At 51.6% G+C, this 16,255-nt stretch carries 17 protein-coding genes; 5 read left to right on the forward strand and 12 right to left on the reverse strand.

Features of this window, described 5'->3' with window-relative positions; genetic code table 11:
- Positions 1 to 196 precede the first annotated feature (196 nt).
- The 3 genes from mdoG (at position 197) to JQ822_RS03570 (ending at position 4,555) form a co-directional block, all read left to right on the forward strand.
- Positions 197 to 1,732 carry a glucans biosynthesis protein MdoG gene (gene mdoG, locus JQ822_RS03560; protein WP_213132962.1) on the forward strand — a complete coding sequence of 512 codons (1,536 nt, stop codon included), beginning with the start codon at positions 197 to 199 and terminating at the stop codon, positions 1,730 to 1,732.
- Positions 1,725 to 4,253, forward strand: a complete 2,529-nt coding sequence (mdoH, locus tag JQ822_RS03565; protein WP_213132304.1) for a glucans biosynthesis glucosyltransferase MdoH — start codon at positions 1,725 to 1,727, stop codon at positions 4,251 to 4,253. Before mdoG ends, mdoH begins: the two co-directional genes overlap by 8 nt.
- 74 nt (positions 4,254 to 4,327) lie before the next feature.
- The gene (locus JQ822_RS03570) at positions 4,328 to 4,555 is read left to right on the forward strand and encodes a YceK/YidQ family lipoprotein (RefSeq protein WP_213132305.1); all 228 of its coding nucleotides are present in this window, start codon (positions 4,328 to 4,330) and stop codon (positions 4,553 to 4,555) included.
- On the opposite strand, the gene JQ822_RS03575 is transcribed toward JQ822_RS03570, so the two are convergent.
- From JQ822_RS03575 to JQ822_RS03585, 3 genes are all read right to left on the reverse strand, one after another.
- Entirely contained in the window at positions 4,556 to 4,930 is a 375-nt protein-coding gene (locus tag JQ822_RS03575; protein ID WP_213132306.1) for a MysB family protein, read from the reverse strand.
- An 81-nt stretch (positions 4,931 to 5,011) separates the two neighbouring features.
- The gene (gene mdtG, locus JQ822_RS03580; protein ID WP_213132307.1) at positions 5,012 to 6,232 is read right to left on the reverse strand and encodes a multidrug efflux MFS transporter MdtG; all 1,221 of its coding nucleotides are present in this window, start codon (positions 6,230 to 6,232) and stop codon (positions 5,012 to 5,014) included.
- A 153-nt stretch (positions 6,233 to 6,385) separates the two neighbouring features.
- Positions 6,386 to 7,306, reverse strand: coding sequence for a Kdo(2)-lipid IV(A) acyltransferase (locus JQ822_RS03585; protein ID WP_213132308.1), 921 nt, complete (start codon positions 7,304 to 7,306; stop codon positions 6,386 to 6,388).
- Positions 7,307 to 7,528: 222 nt separating this feature from the next.
- On the opposite strand from JQ822_RS03585, the gene trhO reads away from it, so the two are divergent.
- The gene (gene trhO, locus JQ822_RS03590) at positions 7,529 to 8,581 is read left to right on the forward strand and encodes an oxygen-dependent tRNA uridine(34) hydroxylase TrhO (RefSeq protein WP_213132309.1); all 1,053 of its coding nucleotides are present in this window, start codon (positions 7,529 to 7,531) and stop codon (positions 8,579 to 8,581) included.
- Between the two features lie 47 nt (positions 8,582 to 8,628).
- Here trhO and JQ822_RS03595 read toward each other — a convergent pair whose 3' ends face one another.
- The 9 genes from JQ822_RS03595 to mdtH all read right to left on the reverse strand — a co-directional run bounded on the left by JQ822_RS03595 (position 8,629) and on the right by mdtH (position 15,384).
- Entirely contained in the window at positions 8,629 to 9,204 is a 576-nt protein-coding gene (locus JQ822_RS03595; protein WP_213132310.1) for a YceI family protein, read from the reverse strand.
- Position 9,205: 1 nt separating this feature from the next.
- Positions 9,206 to 9,772, reverse strand: a complete 567-nt coding sequence (locus tag JQ822_RS03600; RefSeq protein ID WP_213132311.1) for a cytochrome b — start codon at positions 9,770 to 9,772, stop codon at positions 9,206 to 9,208.
- 261 nt (positions 9,773 to 10,033) lie between these two features.
- Positions 10,034 to 10,147: a YceO family protein gene (locus JQ822_RS03605; protein WP_213132312.1), complete on the reverse strand. Its 114-nt coding sequence runs from the start codon at positions 10,145 to 10,147 to the stop codon at positions 10,034 to 10,036.
- A gap of 51 nt (positions 10,148 to 10,198) precedes the next feature.
- Positions 10,199 to 11,317 carry an N-methyl-L-tryptophan oxidase gene (solA, locus tag JQ822_RS03610; protein WP_213132313.1) on the reverse strand — a complete coding sequence of 373 codons (1,119 nt, stop codon included), beginning with the start codon at positions 11,315 to 11,317 and terminating at the stop codon, positions 10,199 to 10,201.
- Positions 11,318 to 11,430: 113 nt separating this feature from the next.
- Positions 11,431 to 11,685: a biofilm formation regulator BssS gene (gene bssS / locus JQ822_RS03615; protein WP_135322372.1), complete on the reverse strand. Its 255-nt coding sequence runs from the start codon at positions 11,683 to 11,685 to the stop codon at positions 11,431 to 11,433.
- Positions 11,686 to 12,026: 341 nt separating this feature from the next.
- The gene (gene dinI, locus JQ822_RS03620; RefSeq protein WP_213132314.1) at positions 12,027 to 12,272 is read right to left on the reverse strand and encodes a DNA damage-inducible protein I; all 246 of its coding nucleotides are present in this window, start codon (positions 12,270 to 12,272) and stop codon (positions 12,027 to 12,029) included.
- Between the two features lie 75 nt (positions 12,273 to 12,347).
- Positions 12,348 to 13,394 carry a dihydroorotase gene (gene pyrC, locus JQ822_RS03625; protein WP_213132315.1) on the reverse strand — a complete coding sequence of 349 codons (1,047 nt, stop codon included), beginning with the start codon at positions 13,392 to 13,394 and terminating at the stop codon, positions 12,348 to 12,350.
- A 105-nt stretch (positions 13,395 to 13,499) separates the two neighbouring features.
- On the reverse strand, positions 13,500 to 14,060 hold the full coding sequence (locus JQ822_RS03630; RefSeq protein WP_213132316.1) for a lipoprotein: 561 nt from the start codon (positions 14,058 to 14,060) through the stop codon (positions 13,500 to 13,502).
- A 115-nt stretch (positions 14,061 to 14,175) separates the two neighbouring features.
- Positions 14,176 to 15,384 carry a multidrug efflux MFS transporter MdtH gene (gene mdtH, locus JQ822_RS03635; RefSeq protein WP_213132317.1) on the reverse strand — a complete coding sequence of 403 codons (1,209 nt, stop codon included), beginning with the start codon at positions 15,382 to 15,384 and terminating at the stop codon, positions 14,176 to 14,178.
- A gap of 258 nt (positions 15,385 to 15,642) precedes the next feature.
- Between mdtH and rimJ the strand changes: the two genes are divergently transcribed.
- Positions 15,643 to 16,227 carry a ribosomal protein S5-alanine N-acetyltransferase gene (gene rimJ, locus JQ822_RS03640; RefSeq protein WP_096757569.1) on the forward strand — a complete coding sequence of 195 codons (585 nt, stop codon included), beginning with the start codon at positions 15,643 to 15,645 and terminating at the stop codon, positions 16,225 to 16,227.
- Positions 16,228 to 16,255: the final 28 nt, after the last annotated feature.

A 16,255-nucleotide genomic window follows, 5' to 3' on the forward strand; every position in this document is an offset into this window, starting at 1 on the left:
CGAAGTCCAACAACCTGTCTCCAAGATAAGCACGCAAAGTGAAAACAGGCAGATGAACCTGATTAAACCATGAGCCAGCGCGCGAACAATACAGGGATTCAGTTGTCGGAATACCCGATTATCCATTAAAATGGATCGGATCAATATAAGCACACAAAGGGGGAAGTGCTTACTAATTATGAAACATAAACTACAAATGATGAAAATGCGTTGGTTGGGTGCAGCAGTGATGTTAACGCTGTACACATCATCGAGCTGGGCATTCAGTATTGATGATGTGGCAAAGCAAGCTCAATCCTTAGCCGGTAAAGGCTATGAGGCGCCAAAAAGTAACTTGCCCTCCGTTTTCCGCGACATGAAGTATGCGGATTATCAGCAGATCCAGTTTAATCACGATAAAGCCTACTGGAGCAATCTCAAGACCCCATTTAAGCTCGAGTTCTACCACCAGGGTATGTACTTCGACACGCCGGTCAAGATCAACGAAGTTACCGCTACTGCGGTAAAGAGAATCAAATATAGCCCGGATTATTTTAATTTTGGCGATGTCCAGCATGATAAAGACACGGTAAAAGATCTCGGCTTCGCCGGGTTCAAAGTGCTGTATCCGATCAACAGCAAAGATAAAAACGATGAAATCGTCAGCATGCTCGGTGCCAGCTATTTCCGCGTCCTGGGGGCCGGTCAGGTCTACGGTCTGTCCGCACGCGGCCTTGCTATAGATACCGCACTGCCTTCCGGTGAAGAATTTCCCCGCTTTCGCGAGTTTTGGATCGAGCGTCCAAAACCCACTGACAAACGTTTAACCATTTATGCATTGTTGGATTCTCCACGGGCAACCGGGGCCTATCGTTTTGTGATTATGCCGGGCCGTGACACGGTAGTGGACGTTCAGTCCAAAGTTTACCTGCGCGATAAAGTGGGCAAGCTGGGCGTGGCGCCGCTGACCAGTATGTTCCTGTTCGGGCCGAACCAACCTTCTCCGGCGACCAACTACCGTCCTGAGTTGCATGACTCTAACGGTTTGTCTATCCATGCTGGCAACGGCGAGTGGATTTGGCGTCCGCTGAATAACCCGAAACATCTCGCGGTGAGCAGTTTTGCGATGGAAAACCCGCAAGGGTTTGGTCTGCTGCAACGTGGTCGCCAGTTCTCGCGTTTTGAAGATATCGACGACCGCTACGACCTGCGTCCGAGTGCCTGGGTAACGCCAAAAGGCGACTGGGGTAAGGGGAAAATTGAGTTAGTCGAAATTCCAACCAACGATGAAACTAACGACAACATCGTCGCCTACTGGACGCCAGATCAACTGCCTGAAGCGGGCAAAGAGATGAACTTCAAGTACACGCTGACGTTCACTCGCGATGAAGACAAACTTCATGCACCGGAAAACGCGTGGGTACAGCAGACGCGTCGTTCTACTGGTGATGTCAAACAATCAAACCTCATTCGTCAGCCTGATGGTACGATTGCGTTTATGGTGGATTTTGCCGGCACAGAAATGAAAAAACTGCCGCAGGATACCCCAGTTACCGCGCAAACCAGCATTGGCGACAACGGTGAGATCGTTGAGAGCACTGTAAATTACAACCCGGTTACTAAGGGTTGGCGTCTGATGCTGCGCGTGAAAGTGAAAGATGTGAAGAAAACCACTGAAATGCGTGCTGCGTTGGCCAATGCCGATCAGACGTTGAGTGAAACCTGGAGCTACCAGTTACCTGCCAATGAATAAGACAACTGAGTATATTGACGCAATGCCGCTTTCGGATATCGAGAAAGCGGCACTGCCGAAAACTGACATCCGCGCCGTTCACCAGGCGCTGGATGCCGAGCATCGTACTTACTCGCGCGAAGACGATTCACCGCAGGGGTCTGTTAAAGCTCGTCTTGAGCAAGCCTGGCCGGACTCTCTGGCTAAAGAGCAGTTAATTAAGGACGATGAAGGGCGCGACCAACTGCAGGCCATGCCGAAGGCTACGCGTACATCGATGTTTCCCGATCCCTGGCGTACCAACCCGGTAGGCCGTTTTTGGGATCGTCTGCGTGGACGCGACGTCACGCCGCGTTATCTCTCGCGTTTGACGAAAGAAGAGCAAGAAAGTGAACAGAAATGGCGTACCGTCGGAACTATCCGCCGCTACACGCTGTTGATCTTAACGCTGGCGCAAACGGTCGTCGCCACCTGGTATATGAAGACTATTCTTCCTTATCAGGGCTGGGCATTTATTAATCCGGCTGACATGATGGGACAGGATCTGTGGGTCTCCTTTATGCAACTGCTGCCCTATATGCTACAGACCGGTATCCTTATTCTATTTGCCGTGCTGTTCTGCTGGGTATCGGCAGGGTTCTGGACCGCGCTGATGGGCTTCCTGCAACTGCTGATTGGGCGCGATAAGTACAGTATTTCCGCGTCAACGGTAGGGGATGAAGCCTTAAATCCAGAGCATCGCACCGCGCTGATAATGCCTATCTGTAACGAGGACGTTGACCGCGTATTTGCAGGTCTGCGTGCCACGTGGGAGTCGGTTAAAGCTACAGGCAATGCTGCGCATTTCGATGTCTACATTCTGAGCGACAGCTATAACCCTGATATCTGCGTGGCGGAACAAAAAGCGTGGATGGAGCTGATTGCCGAAGTACAGGGTGAAGGGCAGATTTTCTACCGTCGTCGCCGTCGTCGTGTGAAGCGTAAAAGTGGCAACATTGATGACTTCTGCCGTCGTTGGGGGAATCAGTACAGCTACATGGTCGTTCTGGATGCTGACTCCGTGATGAGCGGTGACTGCCTGACCGGTCTGGTGCGCCTGATGGAAGCGAACCCTAATGCAGGTATTATTCAGTCTTCGCCGAAAGCGTCCGGAATGGACACGCTGTATGCGCGCTGCCAGCAGTTTGCTACCCGCGTGTACGGGCCGCTGTTTACCGCCGGGCTTCACTTCTGGCAGCTCGGTGAGTCGCACTACTGGGGTCATAACGCGATTATTCGCGTGAAGCCGTTTATCGAGCACTGTGCGCTCGCACCGCTACCAGGTGAAGGCTCGTTTGCGGGATCGATCCTCTCTCATGACTTCGTGGAAGCGGCGTTAATGCGTCGTGCAGGCTGGGGCGTGTGGATTGCATACGATCTGCCGGGCTCTTATGAAGAGCTGCCGCCAAACTTGCTGGATGAGCTGAAGCGTGACCGTCGCTGGTGTCATGGCAACCTGATGAACTTCCGTCTGTTCCTGGTGAAAGGGATGCACCCGGTTCACCGCGCGGTGTTCCTGACGGGCGTGATGTCTTATCTGTCTGCCCCGCTGTGGTTTATGTTCCTCGCGCTGTCTACCGCCTTGCAGGTGGTGCATGCGCTAACGGAACCGCAATACTTCCTGCAGCCGCGTCAGCTGTTCCCGGTCTGGCCGCAGTGGCGTCCTGAACTGGCGATTGCGCTGTTTGCCTCGACCATGGTGCTCTTGTTCCTGCCGAAGCTGCTGAGTATTTTGCTCATCTGGTGCAAGGGGACGAAAGAGTACGGCGGTTTTGTTCGCGTCACGCTGTCTCTGCTGCTGGAGGTTCTTTTCTCCGTGCTGCTGGCGCCGGTGCGTATGCTGTTCCATACCGTCTTTGTGGTCAGCGCTTTCCTCGGCTGGGAAGTGGTGTGGAACTCGCCGCAGCGTGATGACGACTCCACTCCGTGGGGTGAAGCGTTTATGCGTCATGGATCACAACTGCTGCTGGGTCTGGTATGGGCTGTCGGCATGGCCTGGCTTGATCTGCGCTTCCTGTTCTGGCTGGCGCCGATTGTCTTCTCGCTGATCCTGTCGCCATTCGTTTCGGTGATTTCCAGCCGTTCAACGGTCGGATTACGTACCAAGCGCTGGAAGCTGTTCCTGATCCCGGAAGAGTATTCTCCTCCGCAGGTGCTGGTGGATACGGACAACTATCTGGTGATGAACCGCAATCGCTCGCTGGATGACGGTTTTATGCATGCGGTATTTAACCCGTCATTTAACGCGCTGGCAACGGCGATGGCGACCGCGCGTCACCGCGCCAGTAACGTGCTTGAGATTGCGCGTGACCGTCATGTCGAGCAGGCGCTGAACGATACGCCGGAGAAACTGAATCGCGATCGCCGCCTTGTGCTGCTGAGCGATCCGGTGACCATGGCGCGTTTACACTATCGGGTCTGGAACTCACCGGACAGGTATTCTTCGTGGGTTAATTATTATCAGGGGATTACCCTGAACCCGCTGGCGCTCAGGAAAAAGTAGACGTCCTGAAATGTAAAAATACCGGCCTGGCGCCGGTATTTTTTTATGCGGTTACAACGTTAATGAGGGTTCAGATGCGAATACTTGCCGTTAGTGTCATGGTCTTCTTGCTGAGCGGGTGCGGCAGTATTATTAGCCGGACGATCCCAGGACAGGGACACGGAAATCAATACTATCCCGGCGTGCAATGGGATGTCCGCGATTCGGCGTGGCGCTATGTCACCATCCTCGATCTACCTTTTTCGCTGGTGTTTGATACGCTGCTGCTGCCCCTTGATATCCACCACGGGCCTTATGAGTAATTATCGCTCATCCCATTCGTCGGCTGCCGTTTGACCCTCTTCGGTATCAAGAGGTGGTTCAAGCTGAAATTCACCTTCATCCCACTCGTGGAGGGTGTTTTCTTCCAGCCACTCCTGGCGAATTTCAATCTCATCATAATCGCCATCAAAGACGCTTTGCGCTGCTTCACCGCTGAGCATCGGCAAACATTCGCCTTCCTCATCTTCGTCGGCGAAAAATTCGGCCTGCCACATAATGTCACCATCCTGTAGCACATATTTTTGTACGTTCAGTTGTTGAACGCTGGCGTCGTCAGGTTCAAGGTCGGGGTTATCAGCCAGAAACTCTTCACGGGCAGCATCAATGGCTTCTTCCAGCGTGGCATACATGGTCATCAGCGTCTCCCTTTGATTTAATGAAGTATTCAGGGAAATAATAGTTGATTCTTCGATAGTTCAAGTATGAATGCGCAAAAATCATTCTGCGCGCTGGGCTTCCCGACGTCGGCGCAGGCTGTTCCATGAGTAGATGGCGTTGAATAAGACGACGCCTGCGGTGACGCAGAAGACGGCGCGAAAGCCATAGTTGGCTGAAATAGCCGCACCCATCAGCGGCCCTGTCACGTTGCCAATATCACGAAACGACTGGTTGTAACTGAAAATACGTCCGGCTATTTGGTTGGTTGAGTTATAAACCAGCAGCGTTTGCACGGCAGGCAATAGCGCACCGTCGGCTGCGCCGAGTAGAAAACGCAGAACACCGAGCTGCCAGGGGGTCTGTACAAATGACATCGGGATAAGCAGCAGCACGGAAATGACCAGCGCGACAATCAGGATCTTCTCCGGGCCGATTCGGTCACCCAGTTTGCCCAACCGCGGCGCGCTGATTAAGGCTGCCACGCCGGGAATGGAAGCGATCATGCCGCTAATAAACGCGATATTGCTGACGTTACCGGCAAGTTCCCGCACATATAACGTCAGAATGGGCGCGATAGACCCGGTCGCGACCTGGATTATCAGGGTGGTGATGAACAGACTCAGCACCAGCTTTGGATTTTTTAGGGAGCCGACGACGTCCCGAATGTGCAGCATCTCTTTTTTACTGATTGGTTGAAAATTCTCACGGATAAAAAATAACGTCAGAATAAAACAGAGCAGCAGCACGCTGGCGGTAATAAAGAAAACGGGGCGCAGTCCATACTGGTCGGCAAGTAAGCCCCCCGCCAGCGGACCCAGCAGTGCGCCGCTGACGCCGCCAGTTGATAACGTTCCCAGCGCCCAACCGCTTTTATTACGCGGAACCTGGGTGGCGATCAACGCATTGGCATTGGGAATAAACCCACCAAGCAGCCCTAACAGCGCACGCAGGATTAAAAACTGCCAGATATTTTGCGCCAGCCCCATTAACAGCATCACGATAGCCATCCCCAGCGCTGAACGCAGGAGCATGATCTTTCTGCCTTTGCGATCCGCAAGACCACCCCAGAAAGGTGAAGCGATAGCTGAAAAAAGAAAAGTAATGCTGAACACCAGACCCGACCACATGTTCAGGGCACCGTGTCCCGTTACGCCGAGGCTTTCGACATACAGGGGTAAGAATGGCATCACCAGGCTAAATGCCGCGCCGGTTAAAAAGCAACCGAGCCAGGCAACCGTGAGATTGCGTTTCCAGTTTATGGGGACATCTGAGGGTGACATAGCGATCCGCAGTATGGCGCGCTGTTTGCGCTATCGTTTGAAGATAAATAAGCAGACTAATTATGCGCCTGGTTGATAGTCACCGCAACGCGAAGAGCAGTTAAACCTAAACGGGTGATGTGAGGCGTTGCAGCCCGCGGGCTGCAACCGGGTTCAGTACAGGGAGGGAGCACCTTCAGGGCGCGTTTTGAAGCGGCGGTGTAGCCACATATATTGCTCCGGTGCCATCATGATGCATCGCTCGATAATTTTGTTCATCCATGCGGCGGTGGTTTCAGCGTCGTCGAGCGGTGGCGAACATTCTGGCGGTAGCATAATTAGCTGATACCCTTTGCCGTCGGGCTTACGGCGGGGAACAAATGGTACCAGACACGCATTGGACATCCGTGACAGCATCCACGTACCTGACGTCGTCGCGGCTTGTTCCACGGCAAACAGCGGCACAAAGACGCTGGCACGGGGACCGTAGTCGTGATCCGGCGCATACCAGACCACTTCACCTTTCTTCAGTGCTTTGATCATCCCTTTCAGGTCTTTGCGATCGAGCATTGATTTATTGGAGCGCATACGCCCCCAGGTTTGCAGCCAGTCGAGCAGCGGGTTGTCGTTGGGGCGATACACACCGATACCGGGTTCCTGTAAACCAAACTGGCGTGCGCCCAACTCAAGCGTCAGAAAATGCAGACCGACTAACAGGATCCCGCGCTGCTGCGCCTGAACGTCGCGGATATGCTCCATACCGATGACCTCGGTCCAGCGCGTAATGCGACGGTCGGACCAGAACCAGGCCATGCCGGTTTCCACGACGCCCATACCGACGGACTCAAAGTTTTTTACCACCATCTGCTGGCGTTCTTGCTCGCTCATGTGTGGGAAGCACAGTTCCAGATTACGCGAAACAATCTTTGCCCGGCGTTTCATCACATGTAACGCCAGGCGACCTAATGCACAGCCCAGCTTATAGAGGAACGGATAGGGTAACTGCACGATCAACCAAAGGATGCCAATACCTAGCCAGGTTAACCAATAACGTGGATGCAGTAGCGCAGCCGAGAACTTGGGTAAATTCGTCATGTCTATCCTGTCATTAAACGACCAATGCTCTGTATTGTCGCATTTTTTCGCGCGTATCAAAAATTTGTGACGGGAGAATGGTTGAGTTTTCGTCAATTGTTGTGACGTTTTTATCATGGAGTAGGAAATGTAGCGTAAAATGTGTGGATGTAAATTAGCAATGTTTGCTTTATGATGCCGGCCGATTTTCATCTTTTTTATTGATTGCAGGATTCGTACACCATGCCAGTGTTACACAATCGCATTTCGAATGACGCGCTCAAAGCCAAAATGTTGGCTGAGTCTGAGCCGCGCATCACGATTTCGTTCTATAAATATTTCACCCTCGTGGATCCCCAGCACACCCGTGATGCATTGTACCAGCTGTTCACCGGGCTGAACGTCTTCGGGCGCGTGTATCTGGCGCACGAAGGTATTAACGCACAAATCAGCGTGCCGCAAAGCAAGGCTGAGGCCTTTCGCCAACAGCTGTACGCCTTTGATCCTGCGTTTTCCGAGCTGCGTCTTAATATTGCGCTGGACGATGACGGAAAATCGTTCTGGGTACTGCGCATGAAGGTCCGTGAGCGCATTGTGGCAGATGGCATTGATGATCCAGCTTTTGACGCCAGTAACGTCGGTGATTATCTGAAAGCGGCAGAAGTGAACGCCATGCTTGACGATCCTGACGCGGTGTTTATTGATATGCGCAACCACTATGAGTATGAGGTGGGGCATTTTGAGAACGCCATGGAGATCCCGGCTGATACGTTTCGCGATCAGTTGCCGAAAGCTGTTGAAATGATGCAGGAACATAAAGACAAAAAAATCGTGATGTACTGCACGGGCGGTATTCGCTGTGAGAAGGCCAGCGCCTGGATGAAACACAACGGATTCAGCAAAGTCTGGCATATTGAGGGCGGTATTATTGAATACGCCCGCAAAGCCCGTGAGCAGGGACTTCCGGTACGCTTTATTGGTAAAAACTTTGTTTTTGATGAGCGTATGGGAGAGCGGATCTCTGAAGATGTTATTGCGCATTGTCATCAGTGTGGGGTGGCGTGCGACAGCCATACCAATTGCAAAAACGACGGCTGCCATCTGCTGTTTATTCAATGCCCGGCCTGCGCCGAGAAGCATAAAGGGTGCTGCAGCGACCTGTGTTGTGAAGAGAGTACGCTGCCGGAAGAGGAGCAACGCCGCCTTCGCGCGGGTCGTGAGAACGGCAATAAGATCTTTAATAAATCCCGCGGTCGTCTGAATACCAAACTGGGTATTCCGGATCCTACGCGATAGCATTATGCCGGATGATGGCAGCAGCCTCATCCGGCATAAATAAGACGTTATTTCTGCTGAACGCCTTCCACCGAGATGATTAAATCGACTTCCTGCGAAGCAGGGCCGAGGTCGGTAGTGATGTTAAAATCCTTCAGTTTAATTTTCCCTTGTGCTTCAAAGCCCGCACGGGTGCCACCCCACGGATCGCCTCCCTGACCGATGAGTTTCGCATCCAGCGTGACCGGTTTGGTGACGCCGTTCAGAGTCAGATCGCCGGTGATATCCAGATCGTTACCTGCTTTCTTCACGCTGGTGGAGGTGAAGGCCGCCTGTGGGAATTTTGCCACGTTGAGGAAATCTGCGCTGCGCAGGTGCTTGTCACGCTCAGCGTGGTTGGTGTCAACGCTGTTGGTGTTAATGGTGACGTTCACCTTATCGGCGGCAGGATTTTTTTCATCGAAGGTAAAAGAACCGTCGAAGTCTTTAAAGGTGCCATACAGCCAGCTGTACCCCAGATGCTGAATACGAAAATTAACAAAGGCATGTTGTCCTTCTTTGTCGATTTTGTAATCTGCCGCGATGGCCGAACCGGTGGTAAACAGCAAAGAAGCGAGAGTCAGTCCCAGCAGGTTTTTTTTCATTTTAAGCTCCATAGTCAGATGACGATTTTCCCAACATGCGATTAAGGGTATCGTCGTTATCGATAAAGTGATGTTTCAGGGCCATTAGCCCATGCAGAAGCGACAAAACCACAACGGTCCAGGCAAGCCACAGATGCAGACTACCGGCGAGATCGGCCTGAACGCCCGCGTTGGCAAGGGTGGCGGGGACCTCAAACCAGCCAAAGACGCTGATCGCCTTGCCGTCTGCGGTCGAGATCAGATACCCGCTGATGACGATAGAAAACAGCAGAATATATAAGCTGAGATGGCCCAGGGCCGCCGCAAGGCGCGTTAAACGGGAGTAACTTTTAAGCGCCGCAGGGGGAGGGGAGAGCAGTCGCCAGACCACGCGTATCACCAGCCCCATCATCAGCAGCACGCCGATGCTTTTATGCAGTTCAGGCGCCTGGTGATACCAGCCATCGTAATAGCTGAGCGTGACCATCCATAAACCCAATGCAAACATGCCATACACGGCCAGCGCCACCACCCAGTGCAATGCGGCTGACACCACGCCATAGCGCTGTGGACTATTATTGAATTGCATAAGCACACCGATAGATATTTCAGAAGTGAATGAAAATGGCGTGTAAAAGACATTAATGCAACTAATAAATAACAATAGTGATGATATTTATTTTTAATTCAATAAATTTGATTTATTGATGAGTTAATCATCAGGTGTTTAGAGAAAGGTGGCAGGTGATGCTTGCTTTGCCGGCAGTTGATAGGTTTTTGATTGTTCAATTAATTGCAATGAAAATTAAGGTAATTTCAGTTACTGTAAATTATTGTCAATAAGATAAGGTCAGAAAAACATAATATATATCACGTCCATGATCGCCAGCAGTGACCATAAAATAATGTAGAGCATCAAATGCTCGCGAATATTATTAACCAGATAGTTAATGATGCGGCGCATCAACATTATTCCTCAAATAAAAATGGCCTCAATGACGAGGCCATGTTGTGGTTATTGTTTAAAACGGCTCAGTTTGAACGGCGTCAGGTCAAAGGCTGACGGTTTGTCCTGGGCAAAATCGGCAGCAATTTCCCCCAGCACCGAGGCAAACTTAAAGCCGTGACCGCTCAGCCCGGTAATAATAAGCGTGTTGTCATGCCCAGGCAGTGTATCAATAATAAAGTCTTCATCCGGGGAGTTATCGTAGGTGCAGGACGCACCGTGCAGACAACATCCCACGCCAGGCAGAACAGAACGCAGGAACGGGAAGGCTTCTGAACCATCGCTGGCGACAGCGGCAAACGCTTTACGCTCTTCGGCTGAGTGAATGACCTGTCCACCGTTATGTTTACCAATCTTCAGTTCGTCATTCTCGGCCGGGAAACCGTAATATTGATCGCCATTAGGCAATTCGCCGGTGAAGGCCGGAAAGTTGTTTTTAACGCTGTAGCGCCCGTCGGCCTGATACCACGCGAACACTTTACGCACTGGTTGTATCGGCAGTTCCGGTACTAATGCCTGCACCCAGGTTCCGGCGCTGACCAGCGCTTTTTTCGCGTGGTAGTCGCCGTCCGCTGTCTCAACCGTTACGCCATCATCATGATGGTGAATTGCGGTGACCGGGCATTTAAACAGCTGTGCGCAGCCTGATTCTTCAGCCAGGCGGATCCAGGTCTTAATGGCTAACTCACTGCGCAGAAAACCTGAATCGGCCTCAAATAAACCAATATAGTTTTCCGGGACACGAATTTCGGGCCAGCGAGCCATGATGGCAGCGGCGTCCAGTTGTTCCACGTTGAGCTGCCACTGTTTTGCACTTTGCGCCACGTTAGATAAGAACGTTGAATCTGCCGGGCCGAGGTTGATCACGCCAGAACGAACAAAAACAGGTTCTTCATTATGTTTGGTGAGTTCATCCCACAATGTCTGCGCACGCAGTACCAGCGGAACGTATTTTTCACCTTCACCATAAGCATGACGAATTAAACGTGTATCGCCGTGGTGGCTACCCTGTTGATGCGGTGGCATATGTGCATCGATCATCAGTACATTCAGACCGGCGCGCGTGGCATAGTATCCGGCGGCGGCGCCTACGGAACCGCTGCCAATAATGATTAAGTCGTATCTCATCCGCTTCTCTCTGCAATCGCGATAGTATACCCTAAATAACTGACCCGTATTATTCAACCATGAAATAAGAAAGGCACCGTTACGGTGCCTTTTGATGGTTGGGTGCATCAGATTTAATGACGCTGATACTCATTCGCTGGGAAATCACCTGATTCAATTTTGGCGATTCCGGCTTCTAATATCGAAATAAATTGCCTGGCAACATCAGTGGTTAACCAGAGCGTTTGACCAACTTCAGTCCCATCCGGGTCCGGGCGATTCGGGGTCTGGTAGTGCAAACGCAGCATCAGCGCATCGTAGCTATCAACAGTGCTGATGTCCCATCCTACAAGCGGATGAGTCTGAATGACTTCATTATTCTTTTCCATCATGCCCCCTAATTCGTGTTACTAGACAACGGTTTTCGAGGTTCAATGCGTTTTTTCTGAAGCAAGTTCAGTATATCAATAAATAAGGGTATTCACTGAAAATTTAAAGAGGGCAGGGCATAATTTTTTTGTTTTAAGTGTTATCTGAACGATAAACCGGCATGTTATTCATATTTTTTTAGCATGTTGTGCAGTTATTTTGTGGTTTTGACTAAAAGGTAATCAGTGTGAAAATAAACATTATCTGATTTGTTGGGGGGAGATTGCGCGAAACCGGTAAGGTATGTGGAAATAAAAAAGCCGGGGCGACCCGGCAAAAAAACATCACGGTATATCATTTTTTATTCATTAATGAACCAGTCATCCGCGCTTTCCCATGTCTCTTGCAGGATCTCGCTGATGCGTTCTTTGTCTTCTTTTGTCGCGCCAATGACCGACAGATTGTTTGTGCCAGCATAACGGACGGTGACGTTACCTTCGTTATCCGGAAAACGATGGTGAATACGACGGGAGAGTTCACCTGCCAGCGCGTCAATGGCGCCAGCAGGCAAAGGTGAAGTTTTGGCAATAGTGACTTCAATACGCATAATAGCCCCCTGTTGAATATACTGGTTATTTATACAGTTAACTTCACCAGTTGACAACAGTTGGCGACAATTATTTTAGCGTTTCACTGACCAGCTTACTGTTTCACCACCGAGGAAAGGCACCAGCGTGTCATCGTCCAGCGGGATGCTTTCCGCTATCTGCTGTTCTTCTTTGACCAGTTCAATAAAGGTGTCGTTAACCGGCAATCCGTAGAACTGAGGGCCGTTAAGTGAACAGAAGGCTTCAAAATGGGCCAGCGCGTTCATCTCTTCGAAGACGGTGGCATAACTACCGAGCGCGGTAGGCGCGTTAAAGCAACCGGCGCAGCCGCAGCTGGATTCCTTACGATGACGTGCATGGGGTGCCGAGTCAGTTCCGAGGAATGCACGGCTGAAACCGCTGGCGACCAGTTCACGCAGCGCCTGCTGGTGGACGTTACGCTTGAGGATAGGCAGGCAATACAGATGCGGACGGATCCCGCCGACCAGCATATGGTTGCGGTTAAACATCAAATGCTGCGGGGTAATCGTCGCTGCCAGCAGGTCGTTACCGTCACGCACGTATTCTGCGGCATCTTTGGTGGTGATATGTTCAAACACCACTTTCAGCGCGGTCAGACGCTGGCGCAATGGTTCCATCACCGTCTCAATAAAGCGTGCTTCGCGATCGAATATATCGATATCCGCATGCGTCACTTCACCGTGCACCAGCAAGGGCATACCGAGTTTTTCCATCCGCTCCAGCACCGGCATGATGGCATCAATAGACGTCACGCCGTGAGTGGAGTTGGTGGTGGCATTGGCCGGGTAGAGTTTAGCCGCGGTGAAAACGCCTTCGTTGAACCCACGTTCCAGCTCGTTGGGATCCAGCGTGTCTGTCAGATAGCAGGTCATTAACGGGGTGAAGTCTTGTCCGGCGGGTACGGCATCCAGTATACGCTGACGGTAAGCGATGGCTGCGTCAACCGTAGTGACGGGCGGTGCCAGGTTCGGCATGACAATCGCGCGTCCATAAATTTCACTGGTATAGGGCACGACAGTTTTCAACATGTCGCCATCGCGAAAGTGTAGATGCCAGTCGTCTGGGCGGCGGATCTTTAATACCTGGGATGGTGCAGTCATCAATATGCTCCGGCTGAGGATAGTCTTTTTTGCCGGAAACGAAGGATAAGCGGAAACGTTTTCGTTTGCACGAAAAAAAAGGGCGCTAATGCGCCCTCTGGTGTGTTAATCGGTGAACGGAATGATGATTTCGCCCGGTTTCACCTCAATGCCTTTCGCCAGTTTTTTCGCCAGCGCCTCGCCTTCACTGCTGTCTTCACGCAGGACGTACGCCGGTTGCTGGTTGAAATAATTTTGCAGCGACTGGTTTAAGTACGGCATCAGGGTTTGCAATACCGACTGCATTTTTTCTGGCGTAACGGTCGCATCAACCACTTCCATTTCTTGCAGATAAATAGCGCCTTTTTCTTTATTGAAGACCGGTAACGCTTTTAACTTCAGCTTCATCGTCGCTTTCTGGCTGCCAAACAGGGAGTTCATGTCCAGGTTGGCGTCACCGGTCAGGGTGACTTTATTGGGTTCTTCACGACCGATCTGGCTGGTGAGGTTGCTTAAAACAATGTGGGCTTCAGCCACGCCGGGCAATCCAATATCTTTAGAAAAATTATTATGCTTTGCCAGCGCCTGATTAATTTCTTGCTCGCTTACCGTGTATTGTGTGAGTTGATTACAACCAACCAACAGGCCGCTGACAATCAGTGCAGCAGCAAAAAAAAACTTTTTCATGGGGTTCCTCAACATGATGCTTATGGCGTAATCGTGACACAAAGCAGCATCCAGTACCAGCGCCCCGGACGCCAGCAGAAAAAGCTGAAAAGGTGTCCGTGCGCTGGCTTACGCGTCAGGCATCAGGTTCCAGCATGCCGCGCGACGGGCGTTTATGGCTGAACTGCCAGCCCAGCGCCAGGAAGGTAATAAGGCCGATAACGCCCAGCATCATCCACGGTAATTCGGGCTGTGACAGCGCCTTACCCATATCAAACAGCCAGCCGCCGCCGATGTAGCCTATCGCCCCGCCGATGGCGAGTCCCAGTCGGCTAAAGCCCATATAGCTTCCCCTGGCTCGCGCACTTGCCAGCGACGCGCTAAGCGTTTCACGTGCCGGTTCAGCAATAATTGAGCCGATATAGAATGTGCAGATCAGGGTGAATAACTGCTGTAAGTTTCCGACCAGACCAATCGGCATCATGCTGAGAGACATGATTAACAGACCGGCCATTAAACGGTGTTCGAGGCGAAAACGTTTTTCGCTCCAGCGGGCAATCGGGTAGAGCAGCGTTAAAGAGAGGCACGCTTCGATGGCGTACATCCATTTGACGGCAGCGGGTGAACCGGCAATGTCATTAACCATAATCGGCAGCATCAGCATCACCTGGACTGCCAGCATGTAGTAACCCGCCAGCGTCAGGACGTAGGTGACGAATCGTTTGTCGCGCATCACGTGACTCATTCCTTCGCGCACCGGAATTTTCACCGTCGACAGCTTCCAGGCGGGAAGCAGCCAGGCGTTAAACGCGGCGCACAGGATGAACAGAATGGCACCGGTGGCGCAGACCAGTCGGAAATCGTACTGCAGCAGCCAGCTCCCCAGCAACGCGCCAACGACCGCCCCCGCGCTGTCCTGCATCATCAGGATGGAGAAGAAGCGCCCGCGCTTTTCCGGGCGGATCAGTTTGACCACCAGCGCCGAACGGGGAGGGTCGAACAGCGTACCGCCTAGCCCGGAGAGAAAACAGGAAAACCACAGTAGCCAGGGTTCATGGGCGATCCCCATTGTGGCGAACCCGGCGGCGCGCATCAGCATGCCGGTGACAATCATTGGCTTTGCGCCAAAACGGTCAGCAATGGCCCCGCCAAAAATCCCCAATCCCTGCTGAATAAATTGACGTAACCCGAGAGCGATACCGACCATCACGGCGGCCCAGCCCATTTGGTCGACGAAACGAATTGAGATCAGCGGGAATACAACGAAGAAACCCAGCACGACCAGCATATTATCGATGAGCAGGAAGTATTTACCCAGGTTCCTCGCCTGCGAGACTTGCGACATTTCCCCTCCAGGGAAAAACTCGTCACTCTACTGAGAGTTTTAACGGTAAGCCTGTCTATTCTGCGGTGTTGTCACACCTTTTCCCACCCTCGGCGGGACAATATTTTTTTATCAAAAGTCCGTCTTGATAGAGAGTTTTCATCAAAATGTGTGAATAATTCAAGAAATGGTGTTTTGCTCTTTTCATCGGGCATATTTGTACAGGTATAGTATCGCGAATAGCGTATTGAAGACGTTACGGGAAGGAGTAGGTATAGAATGTTTGGCTATCGCAGTAACGTGCCAAAAGTGCGCTTAACCACGGACCGCCTGGTCGTGCGTTTAGTGCATGAGCGTGATGCCTGGCGTCTGGCAGATTATTACGCAGAAAATCGTCATTTCTTAAAACCCTGGGAACCCATTCGCGATGAAAGCCACTGCTATCCCTCTGGCTGGCAGGCGCGTTTAAGTATGATTACCGAGTTTCATAAACAAGGCTCTGCCTGGTATTTTGCGCTGCTCGACCCGGAAGAGAAAGAGATTATCGGCGTCGCAAACTTCTCCAACGTCGTGCGTGGCTCTTTTCACGCCTGCTATCTCGGCTATTCCATTGCGCAGAAGTGGCAAGGGCAGGGGTTGATGTACGAAGCCCTAGTTGCGGCCATTCGCTATATGCAGCGCACGCAGCATATTCATCGCATTATGGCGAACTATATGCCGCACAATAAACGTAGCGGCGATTTGCTGGCGCGACTTGGTTTCGAAAAAGAAGGTTATGCAAAAGACTACCTGCTGATTGATGGGCAGTGGCGCGATCATGTGCTGACGGCGTTAACAACATCAGAATGGACCCCCGGTCGCTAAGCCGCAGCAGTATTGGCTGATTAATGGA

Source organism: Citrobacter sp. FP75, assembly GCF_018342065.1.
GTDB lineage: Bacteria > Pseudomonadota > Gammaproteobacteria > Enterobacterales > Enterobacteriaceae > Citrobacter.